Origin of the sequence: Streptomyces sp. NPDC006487, assembly GCF_042870555.1 — a bacterium.
Lineage (GTDB): Bacteria > Actinomycetota > Actinomycetes > Streptomycetales > Streptomycetaceae > Streptomyces.
In genome coordinates this window covers 96,093-109,550 of record NZ_JBIAHN010000008.1, presented here as the reverse complement: position 1 = coordinate 109,550, position 13,458 = coordinate 96,093, and the positions used below count along the sequence as shown (strand labels likewise).

Below are 13,458 nucleotides of genomic sequence, written 5' to 3'. Positions count from 1 at the left end.
CCCGTGCCGGTGGCGGTGTTCGCCGTCCTAGGGTGACGTCCGTGCAGCTGGAATTCACCGAAATCGACCCCCGTGGGCCCGTGTTCGAGTCGCTGGCCCGCCCCCTCTACCGGGCGCTGCGGCCCGCCCTGTCCGACGCCGCCTTCACCGCCTTCGCCCGCGAGGGCGCGGGCCAGGGGCTGGTGTTCACGGCCGCACGGACCCCCGACGGCCACTGCGCTGCGCTGGCCGCGCACCGGGTCCTGGCCACCAGCCGGGGCCGGGTGCTGTTCGTGGACGACCTGGTCGCCGATCCCGAGCTGCGCGGGGCCGGGGCGGGCGGCGCGCTGTGGGAGGAACTCGTACGGCGCGCCCGGCTGGCCGGCTGCGCCCGCATCGAGCTGGACTCCGGCGTGACCAATCACGGGGCGCACCGCTTCTACCACCGAAAGCGCATGGCGGTGGCCGCATTTCACTTCTCCCACGACCTGGCGCGGGACCCGGAGACGACCTGACGGACCCCCCGGCGCACCTTTGACCGGCAGCCGCGCAGAAAAGCAAGCTTCCGGCCATGACACAGGTCACCAGCAACGAGAATGCACTCTTCGAACTCAGCTCCTCGCTTTATGTGGACGCCGCTCCGGCGGATGTCTACGACATCGTGAGCGATCTCGCCCGCAGTGGCGAATGGAGCCCCGAATGCGTCGGCGGTGAATGGACCGTCGGTACTCCGCGCACCGTCGGTTCCGTCTTCCGCGGTGAGAACCTGCGCAGCGAGGACGTCGTCGGCTGGGCCCCCGTGGTGCGCGGCACCTGGTTCACGGAGTCCGAGGTCGTCGCCGCCGAGCCCGGCCGGGCCTTCCAGTGGGCCATGCGCGACAGCGCCGGCCGCAAGCAGCAGAGCGTCTGGGGCTTCGCGATCGAGCCCCAGGGCGCCGGGTCGCGCCTCACCCACCACTTCCGCATGATCACCGCCACCGAGGGGATCCGCGGCATCACCTCGGAGATGTCCGACACCGAGCGGGAGGCGTTCTTCGCCGAATGGGGCGCCAAGGTCGAAGGCGACCTCGGCACGACCCTCGGCCGGATCAAGGACGTCGTCGAAGAGAACTGAAAAGTCTTCCGGCCCCGGCCGGAGGAAATGTACGCCCCGACGCAGTGGAGTTCCGGTATTCCCCTCCGGGCCGGATTCCCGTATCCAACGACGAGAGCCTGACCACATGCTTCTGCAGCGCATAGCAAATCGCGGAATCCGCCTGGGAACCCTCCTCGAACGAGCTGCGTCCCGGCACCCCTCGAACGTCCTGATCCTCGATCACGACCTCGACGCGGCCCCGCAGCTGGGCCGGCGCGCCACGATCGCCGAGGTGGCCGACGCCGTGGACGACCTCGCCTCCCGGCTGTGGGCCGCCGGGGTGCGCCCCGGCGGGCGGGTCGTCATCTACAAGTCGGACGCCTTCGACATCACCCTGCTGGCCTGCTCCGCCGCCCGCATCGGCGCGGTGCCCGTGCTGCTCTCCCCCCAGCTCGACGGTGCGACGGCCGCCGAACTGGTCCGCCGTACCGAGCGGCCGTTCCTGGTCACCGACCGGAGCAAGCTGGACGAGGAACTGCCCGAGGGCATCTTCGGGATCACCGAGCGGGTCCTGCTGACCGCCGGCGTCCACGAGCAGGCGACGGCGCTGGCCGACCTGGCCGGCGTCCGCCGGATCCCCCCGGTCACGATGCCCGTGGACCACCCCACGCTCATCACCCACACGTCCGGCACCACCGGCACCCCGAAGCTGGCCGTGCACACCGGCCGCAGCCTGCAGGCCCGTTACCGGCCGCAGGCCGCCGCGGTGCTCCCCGTACTGCCCGGCCGGGAGACGATCGCGCTGCACGTCTCCTTCGTGCACTCGCGGCTCTTCACCGCCCTCGCCATCTCGCTGCTGCGCGGCTTCCCGATCCTCGTCCTGCGCGAGTCGGACCCGAAGCACGTCGGCGACCTGTTCGCCCAGCTGCGGCCCGGTGTCCTGGAGGCCCACCCCAACTCCTTCATGGAGTGGGAGGAGCTCGCCGAGGACCCGCGCGGCCCGCTGGCCAACGTCAAGCTGTTCAGCAGCACCTTCGACGCGATCCACCCGCGTACGGTGCGCACCCTGCTGGGCGCCACCCGCCGCAGGGGCGCCCTCTTCGGCCAGCTGTACGGCCAGAGCGAGGTCGGCCCCGCCGTCGTACGGGCCTTCTCGCGCCGCCGCGGCGAGGACGACGACGGCCGCTGCGTCGGCATCCCGTTCCCCGGTATGACGGACGTCCGCGTCGTCAGCCGCGACGGCAACCCGGTGTCTCCCGACAACCCCGGCTACATCGAGGTCCGCAGCGACGGCCGGATCGTCACCTACCTCGGCGAGCAGGAGCGCTACGACAGCCAGGTCTCCGACGGCGGCTGGTGGCGGATGGGCGACGTCGGCTACCGCACCAAGTGGGGCTGCGTGCACCTGCTGGACCGCGAGGTCGACCTCATCGAGGGCTTCGGCAGCACCCTCGCCGCCGAGGACACCCTCTTCGGGAAGCTCGAGGAGCTCACCGAGGTCATCGTCATCCCCGGCCCGGACGGCCGGGCGACCCCGATCGTCTGCACCAAGGACGACAAGCCGCTGGACGCCATCCGCTGGCAGCGCGCCGCGGCGGGCCTGTCCGCGATGGCCGACCCCGTGCACATGCGGCTGGAAGAACTGCCCCAGACCGCCACGTCCAAGATCAAGCGACTGGAGCTGGTCCGGCTGATCGCCGCCCGGACCGCCCCGCTCGCCTAGCCGCTGCCGGAGAGCCACATGTCAAGAATCATCATCGTGGGCGGCGGCATCGGCGGGCTCGCCGCCGCCCTCGGCATCAGCGAACGGGGCCACGAGGTCCTCGTACTGGAACGCGCGCCGGAGTTCGCCGAGATCGGCGCCGGCATCCAGATCGCCCCCAACGGGCTGCACGCCCTGGACAGGCTCGGCGTCGGCGAAGCCGCCCGCGCCATCACCGTCCGCATGGACGAACTGCGCTTCATGGACGGTGTGTCGGGCGCGCACGTCACGAGCCTGCCGCTCACCGAGGACTACCGCGCCGAGTTCGCCAACCCGTACGCCGTCGTCCACCGCGCCGAACTGCACCGCATCCTGCTCGACCGGTGCCTGGCCGACCCGCTGATCAGTCTGCGCAGCGGAGTCACCGTCACCGGATACACCCAGGACCCGGGACGGGCCACCGTCCTGCTCGACTCCGGCGAGGCCGTCGACGGCGACGCCGTGATCGGCGCTGACGGCATCAACTCGGCCGTCCGGGCCCAGCTCGTCGGCGACGGCGCGCCGCGCGTCTCCGGGATCACCGTCTACCGGGCGATCATCCCGATGGACGAGGTCCCCGAGGACCTGCGGATGCCGCGCTCCGTCGCCTGGTGGGCCGGACCGCACTGCCACCTCGTGCACTACCCGATCGCCGGCGGCGCCTACCTCAACCTGGCGGCCAGCAAGGACGACGGCCGTACGGAGCCCTTCGCCGGCGTGGCCGTCGACGAGGCCACCGTACTGCGGGAGTTCGCCGGCCTCGGCGAGACGGCCCGGCGCCTGATGGCCGCGGGCCACGACTGGAAGTCGTGGATGCTCGTCGACCGCGACCCGGTCTCCGAGTGGACCGACGGCCGCGTCGTCCTGCTGGGCGACGCCGCCCATCCCATGCTGCACTACGCCGCCCAGGGCGCCTGCCAGGCCCTGGAGGACGCCGTCGTGCTCGGCGCCCTCATGGACTGCCCTTCCGGCGAACTCGCCGTCCGCTTCGAGAAGTACAACGCGCTCCGCCGCGAGCGCACCGCCCGGATCCAGCTCGCCGCCCGATGGAGCACGGCGCTGTGGCATCCCGCGGGCCCGGCGGCCGACGAGCGCAACGCGCTCCTGTCCGGCCTGTCGGAGACCGAGATGCGCGGCCACGTCGGCTGGATGCACGGCCTGCGCGACCCCCTGAACGACACCCTGACCGTCCCTCTCCCCAACGGAGCCCCCGCGTGACGACCTCCAACTCCCACACTGAACTGTGCGTGATCGGGGCCGGCCCCCGCGGTCTGTCGGTCCTGGAACGGCTGCTCTCCCGCGAGCGCCACACCCCGCACCACGCCTCCGTGGTCATCCACGTGATCGACCCCGCCGCCCCGGGCGCCGGAGCCGTCTGGCGCACCGAGCAGTCCCGCCACCTGCTGATGAACACCGTGGCCTCGCAGATCACCGTCTACACCGACGAGACGTCGAAGATCGACGGCCCGATCGAGAACGGTCCGAGCCTGTACGAGTGGGCCCAGTCCCTGGCCCTGCTGGCCGACGAGGCCGCGTACACCGCGCAGACCCTCGCCGAGGCCCGTGCGCTCGGCCCCAACACCTACCCCTCGCGCGCCTTCTACGGCGAGTACCTGCGCGACTCCTTCGAGCGCCTGGTGGAGAACGCCCCCGCGCACGTCACCGTCGAGGTGCACCGCGCCAAGGCCGTGGCCATCGCCGACACCCACGGCGTCCCCGGCGGCCCCCAGGGCGTCCGTCTCGACGACGGCACCCGCCTCAACGACCTCGACGGCATCGTCCTGGCCCTCGGCCACGTCCCCTCGCGCCTGACGGTCCGCGAGGAGCGCACCGCGAGCCTGTCGCGGATCCACCACCTCACCTACGTCACCCCCGGGAACCCGGCCGACGTCGACCTGAGCACGGTGGAAGCCGGCCAGAACGTGCTGCTGCGCGGTCTCGGCCTCAACTTCTTCGATCACATGGCCCTCTTCACGGCCGGCCGCGGCGGCGTCTTCGAGCGCGAGGACGGCAAGGTCGTCTACCGGCCCTCCGGCCGGGAGCCCAAGCTGCACGCCTTCTCCCGGCGCGGTGTCCCGTACCACGCCCGCGGCGAGAACGAGAAGGGCAGCGACGGCCGTTACTTCCCGAGGCTTCTCACCCCCCAGCTCATCGAGAAGCTGCGCGAGCGCTCCGACGACGGCACCCCGGTCAGCTTCTCCGCCGACCTGTGGCCCGTCATCTCCCGCGAGGTCGAGTCGGTCTACTACGCCACCCTGCTCTCCACCCGCGGCCAGGACGACACCGTCCGCGAGGAGTTCACCCGCCGCTACCTGGCCGTCCCCATCGGTGAGGACACCGGCGACGTGCTCGCCGAGTACAGCATCGGGGACGACGCCCGGTGGGACTGGGACCGCCTGTCCCGCCCGTACGGCGACCGGAAGTTCACCAGCCGCGACGAGTTCCACGTCTGGCTCACCGAGTACCTGGCCGCCGATGTCGTCGCCGCCCGCGCCGGCAACGTCAGCGGACCGCTCAAGGCCGCCCTCGACGTCATGCGCGACCTGCGCAACGAGATCCGCCTCGCCGTCGACCACGGCGGTCTGGAGGGCAACTCGCACCGCGACGACCTCGAGGGCTGGTACACCCCGCTCAACGCGTTCCTCTCGATCGGCCCGCCGGCCTCCCGCATCGAGGAGATGATCGCGCTGATCGAGGCCGGGGTGCTCACCATCATGGGCCCCGGCACGCGGGTCCGCATCGACCCGACGACCCAGCAGTACGTCGCCGAGTCCCTCGAGGTGCCGGGCGAGCCCATCCGCTCCCGCGCCCTCATCGAGGCCCGGCTGCCCGAGCCCGACATCCGGCGCACCGCCGACCCGCTGCTCCAGCACCTGCTCAACACCGACCAGGCCGCGCCCTACACGATCGCCGGCAGCCACGGGTCGAACTACGAGACCGGCGGCCTCGCGGTCACCGAGCGCCCCTACCGGCTCATCGACGGCCGCGGCCGGGCCCACCCGCGCCGCTTCGCCTACGGGGTGCCCACCGAGTCCGTGCACTGGGTCACCGCGGCCGGCATCCGCCCGGGCGTCGACTCCGTCACCCTCGGCGACTCCGACGCCATCGCCGGCGCCGCGCTGTCCCTGCCCCCGGTCTCCCAGGTGCCCGCGGGCATCCGCCCGGTGGTGTCGCACGCCGACTTCGCCGGGGTGATCGTGTGATCCGGACGGCCGACTGCCCGGCGGACGCGGGGCTGTTGTCCCCCGTTCGCGCGGGCACGCCCGTCGAATCCGCCGTGGACGACCGGGCCTGGCTGCGCGCCATGCTCGACGCCGAAGCGGCCCTGGCCCGGGCACAGGCCCGGCTGGGCACCCTGCCCGAGCAGGCCGCCGAGGTCATCTCGGACACCGCCCTGACCGCGGAGTTCGATCTGCGGGAGCTGGCCCTGGCCGCGCGGGAGACCGCCAACCCGGTGGTCGGCCTGGTCGCGGCGCTCACCCGTGAGGTCGCCTCCCGCGACCCGAAGGCCGCCGACTACGTCCACCGCGGCTCCACCAGCCAGGACATCTTCGACACCGGCGCCATGCTCGTCGCGGACCGTGCGCTGCGGCTGATCCGCGCCGACCTGGCCCGCACCGCGCGGGCCCTCGGCGCCCTGGCCCTGCGCCACCGCGACACCCCGATGGCCGGCCGGACCCTGGCCCTCCAGGCCGTGCCCACCACCTTCGGGCTCAAGGCGGCCGGCTGGCGCCAGCTCGTGCTCGACGCCGAGGCCCGGATCTCCACCGTTCTCGCCGAGGGACTGCCCGTCTCCCTCGGCGGGGCGGCGGGCACCCTCGCCGGGTACCTGGAGTACGCCGAGATCGACGACGCGGGACGTCACGACGGGGCGGGTGCCCCCCGCACCTTCGACCGGGCCCGGTACCTCGACGAACTCGTCGACGTCTTCGCCGCGGAGACGGGCCTGGCCCGGCCCGTCCTGCCCTGGCACAGCCTGCGCACCCCGCTCGCCGACCTCGCCGCCGTGCTCGGCTTCACCGCAGCCGCGCTCGGCAAGATCGCCCTCGACGTGCAGAACCTGGCCCGTACCGAGACCGGCGAGGTCGCCGAGCCCGGCCCGGCGGGCCGCGGCGGCTCCTCCGCGATGCCCCACAAGCGCAACCCGGTGCTCGCCACCCTGCTGCGCAGCGCCGCCCTCCAGGTGCCCGTCATCGCCGCGGGCCTCACCCAGTGCCTGCTGAGCGAGGACGAGCGCTCCGCCGGAGCCTGGCACGCCGAGTGGCTGCTGCTCCGCGAATGCCTGCGGCTCGCGGGCGGCGCCGCGCACACGGCCGTCGAGCTCGCCGAGGGCCTGACCGCCGACCCCGGCCGGATGGCCGCCAACCTGGCCCTGACCGACAGCCGGATCGTCTCCGAGCGGATCGCCGCCCGGCTCACCCCGGCGCTCGGCAGGCCGGCCGCCAGGGAACTGCTGACCCGGGCCTCCCGGTCCGCGGCGGCCAACGGCCTTCCGCTGGCCGCCGTCCTCGCCGAGGCCCCCGAGCTCGCGGGCCGGATCGGACGCGAGCGCCTCGCCGAGCTGTGTGACCCCGCGGGCTACACCGGCGCCGCCGGCGACCTCGTCGACCGCGCCCTGGCCACCGGACAAGGAGCGGACGCCCGATGAGAGGCAAGGCCTGGATCACCGAATGGGATCCGGAGGACGAGGTCTTCTGGGAGCGCACCGGCCGCCGGGTCGCGCGCCGCAACCTGTGGCTCTCCGTGCTGTCCGAGCACATCGGCTTCTCCGTGTGGAGCATGTGGTCGGTGCTCGTGCTGTTCATGTCCCCGGACATCGGCTTCGACTTCACCAAGGCGGAGAAGTTCCTCCTGGTGGTCACGCCCACCCTGGTCGGCGCCGTCCTGCGGCTCCCGTACAGCAGCGCCGTGGCCCGCTTCGGGGGCCGCAACTGGACGGTCTTCGCGTCCGGCGTGCTGCTCGTCCCCTGCGCCCTGGCCGCGTACTTCGTGCAGCGGCCCGGCACCCCGCTGTGGGTGTTCCTGCTGATCGGCGGGCTCGCCGGGGTCGGCGGCGGCAACTTCGCCTCCTCGATGACCAACATCACCGGCTTCTACCCGCTGCGGCACCAGGGCTGGGCGCTGGGACTCAACGCGGGCGGCGGCAACCTGGGCGTGGCTTTCGTCCAGCTGCTGGGGCTCCTCGTCATCGCCACCGCGGGCAGCACCCACCCCTCGTACGTCGCCGCCGTCTACCTCCCGCTGATCGGCTGCGTCGCGCTGCTGGCCGCCGTGAAGATGGACAACCTGGCCACCCTGCGCACCGCACCCGGCGCCCTGCGCGAGGCGGCCGCCCACCCGCACACCTGGTGGATCTCCCTCCTGTACATCGGCACCTTCGGCTCCTTCATCGGCTACGGCTTCGCCTTCGGGCTGGTCCTCCAGAGCCAGTTCGACTCCACTGCCCTGGAGGCCGCCTCCGCGACCTTCCTGGGCCCCCTGCTCGGCTCGCTGTCGCGGCCCCTGGGCGGCCGGCTCGCCGACCGCTACGGCGGCGCCCGCGTCACCCTGTGGAACTTCCTCGGCATGACCATCGGCACCGCCGTCCTGCTCGTGGCCTCGCTCCAGGGCTCGTTCGCACTGTTCATCGCCGCCTTCACGGTGCTGTTCGTGCTCACCGGACTCGGCAACGGCTCCACGTACAAGATGATCCCGGCCGTGCACGCCGCCGAGGCCGAGCGGGCCGTCGCGGCCGGCCACGACGCCGAGGCCGCCTTCACCCGGTCCCGGCGGCGCTCCGGCGCGGTCATCGGCATCGCCGGCGCCGTCGGAGCCCTCGGCGGGGTCGCCATCAACCTGGCCTTCCGTACCGCGTACGGCAGTTGGGGCACCGGAACCGCGGCCTTCGCGGTGTTCCTCGGCTACTACGGGTTGTGCATGCTGCTCGTGTGGGCCGTCTACCTGCGGCCGCGTCCCGAGCCCGGCCCCGCCGAAGTGAACCGTCCGGCCCGGCAGCGGAGCACCACCCGTGTCTGAGACGGAACCGGGGGAGACCGCCACGCACTGTCCGTACTGCGCCCTGCAGTGCGGGACATTGCTGACCGGGACCGGCACCGGCACCGGGACAGGGCGGGAAGGGGCAGCCGCCACGGCCGCAGCCGGCATCCCGGCCGTGGCCGTCCGCCCCGACCCCGACTTCCCCGTCAACCGGGGCGGCCTGTGCCAGAAGGGCTGGACCGCACCCGAGCTGCTCGGCGTGCCGGACCGGCTCCGCACCCCCCTCGTGCACGGCCGCCCGGCGAGCTGGGACGAGGCGCTGGACGTGGTGGCCGCCGGGCTGCGCCGGGTACAGGAGCGGCACGGCAAGGACGCCGCCGCCGTCTTCGGCAGCGGCTCGCTGACCAACGAGAAGGCGTACATCCTGGGCAAGTTCGCCCGGGTCGCCCTCGGCACCAGCCAGATCGACTACAACGGCCGCTTCTGCATGTCCTCGGCCGCCGCCGCCGGCAACGCCGCCTTCGGGATCGACCGGGGGCTGCCCTTCCCCGTCACCGACCTCGGCTCCGCCGACGTCGTGCTCATCGCGGGCGGCAACCCGGCCGAGACCATGCCCCCGCTCATGCGGCACCTGGAACACCCCCGGCTGATCGTCATCGACCCGCGCCGCACCCGGACCGCCGCGCGGGCCGCCCTGCACCTCCAGCCCGCCCCCGGCACCGACCTCGCGCTCGCCCTGGGCCTGCTGCACGTCGTCGTCGCGGAGGGCCTCACCGACACCGCGTACGTCGGGCAGCGCACCCGCGGCTTCGAAGCCGCGTGGAGCCGGGCCCTGTCCTGGTGGCCCGAGCGCACCGAACGGGTCACCGGTGTGCCCGCCGCCCTGCTGCGCGAGGCCGCACGGATGCTCGCCGGCGCGGACCGTGCCTACGTGCTGACCGGCCGCGGCGCCGAGCAGCACAGCAAGGGCACGGACACCGTGGCCGCCTTCGTCAACCTCGCCCTCGCCCTGGGCCTGCCCGGCCGCGAGGGAAGCGGCTACGGCTGCCTCACCGGGCAGGGCAACGGCCAGGGCGGCCGCGAACTCGGCCAGAAGGCCGACCAGCTGCCCGGCTACCGCAGCATCGCGGACCCCGCCGACCGGGCCCACGTCGCGGCGGTCTGGGGCGTCGACCCGGCCTCGCTGCCCGGCCCGGGCCGCAGCGCCGTGGAACTGTTCGGCGCGCTCGGCCGGGACGTCCACGCCCTGCTCGTCTTCGGGTCGAACCCGGTCGTCTCGGCCCCCGACGCGGCCCGGGTGCGGCGACAGCTCTCCGCCCTGGACCTGCTGGTCGTCTCGGACTTCGTGCCCTCGGAGACGGCGGCGCTGGCGGACGTGGTGCTCCCGGTGGCCCAGTGGGCCGAGGAGGAGGGCACCATGACCAGCCTGGAGGGCAGGGTGCTGCGCCGGCGCCGCGCGCTGACCCCGCCGCCGGGCGTCCGCACCGACCTGGAGGTGCTGTCCGCGCTGGCCGGCCGGCTCGGCTTCGACGAGAGCGCCTTCCCCGCCTCCCCGCCGGCCGTCTTCGAGGAACTGCGCGCAGCCACCCGCGGCGGCCGCGCCGACTACTCCGGGATCAGCTACGCGCGCCTGGACTCGGGTGAGGCCCTGTACTGGCCCTGCCCCGAAGGCTCGACGGGCACTCCGAGGCTCTTCCTCGACCGCTTCGCCCATCCGGACGGCCGGGCCGTCTTCGCGCCGGTGGACCACCGGGACGCCGCCGAACTCCGCAGCGACCTCTACCCGTTGCTCGCCACCACCGGCCGGGTGCTGGCCCAGTACCAGTCCGGCGCGCAGACCCGCCGGATACCGGCCCTGGTCGAGGCCTCCGGCGCCGAGTGCTTCGTCGAGGTCCACCCCGACACGGCGGAGCGCGCCGGGCTCGCCGACGGCGACCGCGCCCGGGTCCGCTCGGTCCGCGGCAGCACGGAGGCCGTGGTCCGCTACGAGGGCTCCCTGCGCCCGGACACGGTGTTCCTCCCCTTCCACTTCGGGGCCGGGGGCAGTGCCAACCTGCTGACCAACCCCGCCCTGGACCCCGTCTCGCGGATGCCCGAGTTCAAGGTGTGCGCGGTGCGGCTGGAGCCGGTGGCCGCCCGATGACGCGCACCGTGATCGTGGGCAACGGCCGTACGGGACGCGCGTACGCCGCCCGGCTCGCGGAGCGGGACGGCCGCGGACCGGTGGACCTGCTGGGCGCCGAACCCGGACCGGTCCTGTGCCGGTCCCTGCTGCCGTCCGTACTGTCCGGCGAACTCCCCCCGCACCTCCTGCGGCTGCCGCCGCTGCCTCCTCCCGTGACCGAGTACGCCGGGGTTCCCGTGACCGTCGTGGACCGGGTCCGGCGCGTGGTGGTCCGGGCCGACGGGCGGGAGTTCCCCTACGACCGCCTCGTGCTGGCCACCGGCTCGGCGCCGAGCCTGCCGCCGATCGCGGGCGCGGCCGGGGCGGAGCCGCCCGAGGGGGTCGCCGTCCTGCGGTCGGCGGCCGACGCGGCCCGGATACCGGCCGGCGCCGTCGTGGTGCTGGGCGGCGGCCCGCTCGCCGTGGAGGCCGCCTTCGCGCTGCGCCGCGCGGGCCGCGCCGAGGTGGCGCTCGTCCACCGCGGGCCGTGGCCCCTCGACCGGCACCTGCCCGAGCGGGCGGGGCGGGCCCTGGCGGCCCGACTGGGCGCGGCCGGGGTCGAAGTCCACCTGGAACAGCGGGCGGAGTCCTACGACCGGGCCAAACTCACCCTCGCCGACGGACGGGTGCTGGCCGCCGACGCGCTCCTGCCGTGCACCGGCACCCTCCCGGAGAGCCGGCTGGCCCGCGAGGCCGGTCTCCCCGTGCGCACCGGCGTCCTCACCGACGCCGCGGGCCGCACCACCGACCCCGCCGTCCACGCGATCGGCTCCTGCGCGGAGCCGCTGCGGCCCCGCCCCGGCGGCTCCTTGCTGCGGCTGCGGGCCGACGGTGCGGGACTGCTGGCCTTCGGCAGCCTGGCGGACGCCGAGGAGAGCGTGATCCTCGCCGATCCGGCCGGCCACCGCTACGCCGAACTCGCCCTGCGTGCGGGCCGGGTGGCCGGGGCGGCGGTCATCGGTCTCCCGCACGCGGTGGCCGCCGTCACCGGACTCCACGACAGCGGCGACCCCGCACCCCGCGACCTGCTGCCGCTGCTGCTCGGCAGCCCCGCGGTGGTTCCGGCCGCCGGGGACCCGCTGGACGACGTGCTGTGCCACTGCAACGACGTCACCGGCCACAAGCTGGCCGCCGCCTGGCGCCGGGGCGCCCGGGACCTGCCCGCACTGGCCCGGGCCACCCGCGCCACCACCGGCTGCGGCGGATGCGCGGACGAGGTGCGCGCCCTGTGCGCCGTACTCACGACCGAACGGAGCGACACATGACCCGGAACCTGGTCGTCGTGGGACACGGCATGGTCGGCCACCACCTGGTGGCCGAGGTGCGCGCCCGCGACCGGGGCGGGGCCTGGCGGATCACCGTGCACGGAGAGGAAGGGCGGCCCGCGTACGACCGGGTCGCCCTCTCTTCGTACGCGCACGGTCGCGACGCCGCCGCCCTCACCCTGCCCCCGGAACCCCTCGAGGGCGCGGACGTCCGGCTGGGCAGCACCGTCACGGCCGTCGACCCGGCCCGGCGGACGGTGCGGCGCGCCGACGGGCGGGAGGTCCCCTACGACGCCCTGGTGCTCGCCACCGGATCCCGCCCGTTCGTACCGCCCGTCCCCGGGCACGACCTGCCCGGCTGCCACGTCTACCGGACGATCGAGGACGTCGACGCCATCCGGGCCGCCGCCCGGCCCGGCCGGCCCGCCGTCGTCATCGGCGGGGGCCTGCTCGGCCTGGAGGCCGCCAGCGCCCTGCACGCGCTCGGCATGCGCACCGAGGTGGTCGAGCGGGCCCCGTGGCTGATGGCGCTGCAGGTCGACGCGGGCGGTGGGGCCGTGCTGGGCCGCCGGATCTCCGCCCTCGGCATCGGCGTGCACTGCGACGCCGCCGTGGAGTCCGTGGATCCCGGCGCCGACGGCGCGGTCGCCGCCGTCACCCTGGCGGGGGCCGGACCGCTCCCCGCCGACCTGGTGGTCTTCGCCGCCGGGGTCCGGCCCCGCGACGAACTGGCCGCCGCGGCCGGCCTGGCCCGTGCGGAGCGCGGCGGGATCCTCACCGACCGGCACTGCCGCACCTCGGACCCGGCCGTCTGGGCCGTCGGCGAGTGCGCGGCCGTGGAGGGCCGCTGCCACGGCATGGTGGCCCCGGGGCGCCGGATGGCCGAGGCGGTCGCCGCCCAGCTGACCGGCGACACCGCCGCGGCCTTCCCGGGGGCGGACCCCGCCGCCCGGCTGAAGCTGCTGGGTGTGGAAGTGGCCGGCTTCGGCGACGTGCAGGGGCGGGAGCCGGGCGCGCTGGAGTTCGTGCGCCACGACCACCGCAGGGACGCGTACGCCAAGCTGACCCTGGCCGCGGACGCCCGCACCGTGCTGGGCGCGGTCCTGTCCGGCGACACCCGCGCCTACCCCGCCCTGCACGCCCTGTACGGCCGCACCCTGACGGCATCGGCGGACCGGCTGCTGCACACGCCGGGCTGAACGGACGCACGAACGGCTCCGGCCCCGCCCCCCGTTTCGGGGGCGGGGCCGGAGCCGTT

General features: G+C 74.5%; 10 protein-coding genes. All 10 read left to right on the top strand.

What is annotated here, in order from left to right:
* Positions 1 to 41: 41 nt before the first annotated feature.
* Positions 42 to 494, top strand: a complete 453-nt coding sequence (locus ACFYM0_RS15540) for a GNAT family N-acetyltransferase (RefSeq protein ID WP_388501226.1) — start codon at positions 42 to 44, stop codon at positions 492 to 494.
* Positions 495 to 550: 56 nt separating this feature from the next.
* Positions 551 to 1,093, top strand: coding sequence for an SRPBCC family protein (locus ACFYM0_RS15535; RefSeq protein ID WP_388501224.1), 543 nt, complete (start codon positions 551 to 553; stop codon positions 1,091 to 1,093).
* Positions 1,094 to 1,199: 106 nt separating this feature from the next.
* Positions 1,200 to 2,777, top strand: coding sequence for a class I adenylate-forming enzyme family protein (locus tag ACFYM0_RS15530; protein ID WP_388501221.1), 1,578 nt, complete (start codon positions 1,200 to 1,202; stop codon positions 2,775 to 2,777).
* Positions 2,778 to 2,795: 18 nt separating this feature from the next.
* Positions 2,796 to 4,013, top strand: a complete 1,218-nt coding sequence (locus ACFYM0_RS15525; protein ID WP_388501219.1) for an FAD-dependent monooxygenase — start codon at positions 2,796 to 2,798, stop codon at positions 4,011 to 4,013.
* On the top strand, positions 4,010 to 5,998 hold the full coding sequence (locus ACFYM0_RS15520) for an FAD/NAD(P)-binding protein (RefSeq protein ID WP_388501216.1): 1,989 nt from the start codon (positions 4,010 to 4,012) through the stop codon (positions 5,996 to 5,998). The genes ACFYM0_RS15525 and ACFYM0_RS15520 overlap by 4 nt, the downstream gene beginning before the upstream one ends.
* Entirely contained in the window at positions 5,995 to 7,443 is a 1,449-nt protein-coding gene (gene pcaB / locus ACFYM0_RS15515) for a 3-carboxy-cis,cis-muconate cycloisomerase (protein ID WP_388501214.1), read from the top strand. The genes ACFYM0_RS15520 and pcaB overlap by 4 nt, the downstream gene beginning before the upstream one ends.
* Positions 7,440 to 8,810, top strand: a complete 1,371-nt coding sequence (locus ACFYM0_RS15510) for an MFS transporter (RefSeq protein ID WP_388501212.1) — start codon at positions 7,440 to 7,442, stop codon at positions 8,808 to 8,810. The genes pcaB and ACFYM0_RS15510 overlap by 4 nt, the downstream gene beginning before the upstream one ends.
* Positions 8,803 to 10,914, top strand: a complete 2,112-nt coding sequence (locus ACFYM0_RS15505; protein WP_388501210.1) for a molybdopterin oxidoreductase family protein — start codon at positions 8,803 to 8,805, stop codon at positions 10,912 to 10,914. The genes ACFYM0_RS15510 and ACFYM0_RS15505 overlap by 8 nt, the downstream gene beginning before the upstream one ends.
* On the top strand, positions 10,911 to 12,200 hold the full coding sequence (locus tag ACFYM0_RS15500) for an FAD-dependent oxidoreductase (protein WP_388501207.1): 1,290 nt from the start codon (positions 10,911 to 10,913) through the stop codon (positions 12,198 to 12,200). The genes ACFYM0_RS15505 and ACFYM0_RS15500 overlap by 4 nt, the downstream gene beginning before the upstream one ends.
* A complete protein-coding gene (locus ACFYM0_RS15495) occupies positions 12,197 to 13,399 on the top strand; it encodes an NAD(P)/FAD-dependent oxidoreductase (RefSeq protein ID WP_388501204.1) in 1,203 nt (400 codons plus the stop codon). Before ACFYM0_RS15500 ends, ACFYM0_RS15495 begins: the two co-directional genes overlap by 4 nt.
* Positions 13,400 to 13,458 lie beyond the last annotated feature (59 nt).

What these genes read in the sequence shown, in the direction of transcription:
- ACFYM0_RS15535 (WP_388501224.1), top strand. Translation starts at nt 551, where the DNA reads ATGACACAGGTCACCAGCAACGAGAATGCACTCTTCGAACTCAGCTCC.
- ACFYM0_RS15530 (WP_388501221.1), top strand. Translation starts at nt 1,200, where the DNA reads ATGCTTCTGCAGCGCATAGCAAATCGCGGAATCCGCCTGGGAACCCTC.
- ACFYM0_RS15525 (WP_388501219.1), top strand. Translation starts at nt 2,796, where the DNA reads ATGTCAAGAATCATCATCGTGGGCGGCGGCATCGGCGGGCTCGCCGCC.
- ACFYM0_RS15510 (WP_388501212.1), top strand. Translation starts at nt 7,440, where the DNA reads ATGAGAGGCAAGGCCTGGATCACCGAATGGGATCCGGAGGACGAGGTC.
- ACFYM0_RS15500 (WP_388501207.1), top strand. Translation starts at nt 10,911, where the DNA reads ATGACGCGCACCGTGATCGTGGGCAACGGCCGTACGGGACGCGCGTAC.
- ACFYM0_RS15495 (WP_388501204.1), top strand. Translation starts at nt 12,197, where the DNA reads ATGACCCGGAACCTGGTCGTCGTGGGACACGGCATGGTCGGCCACCAC.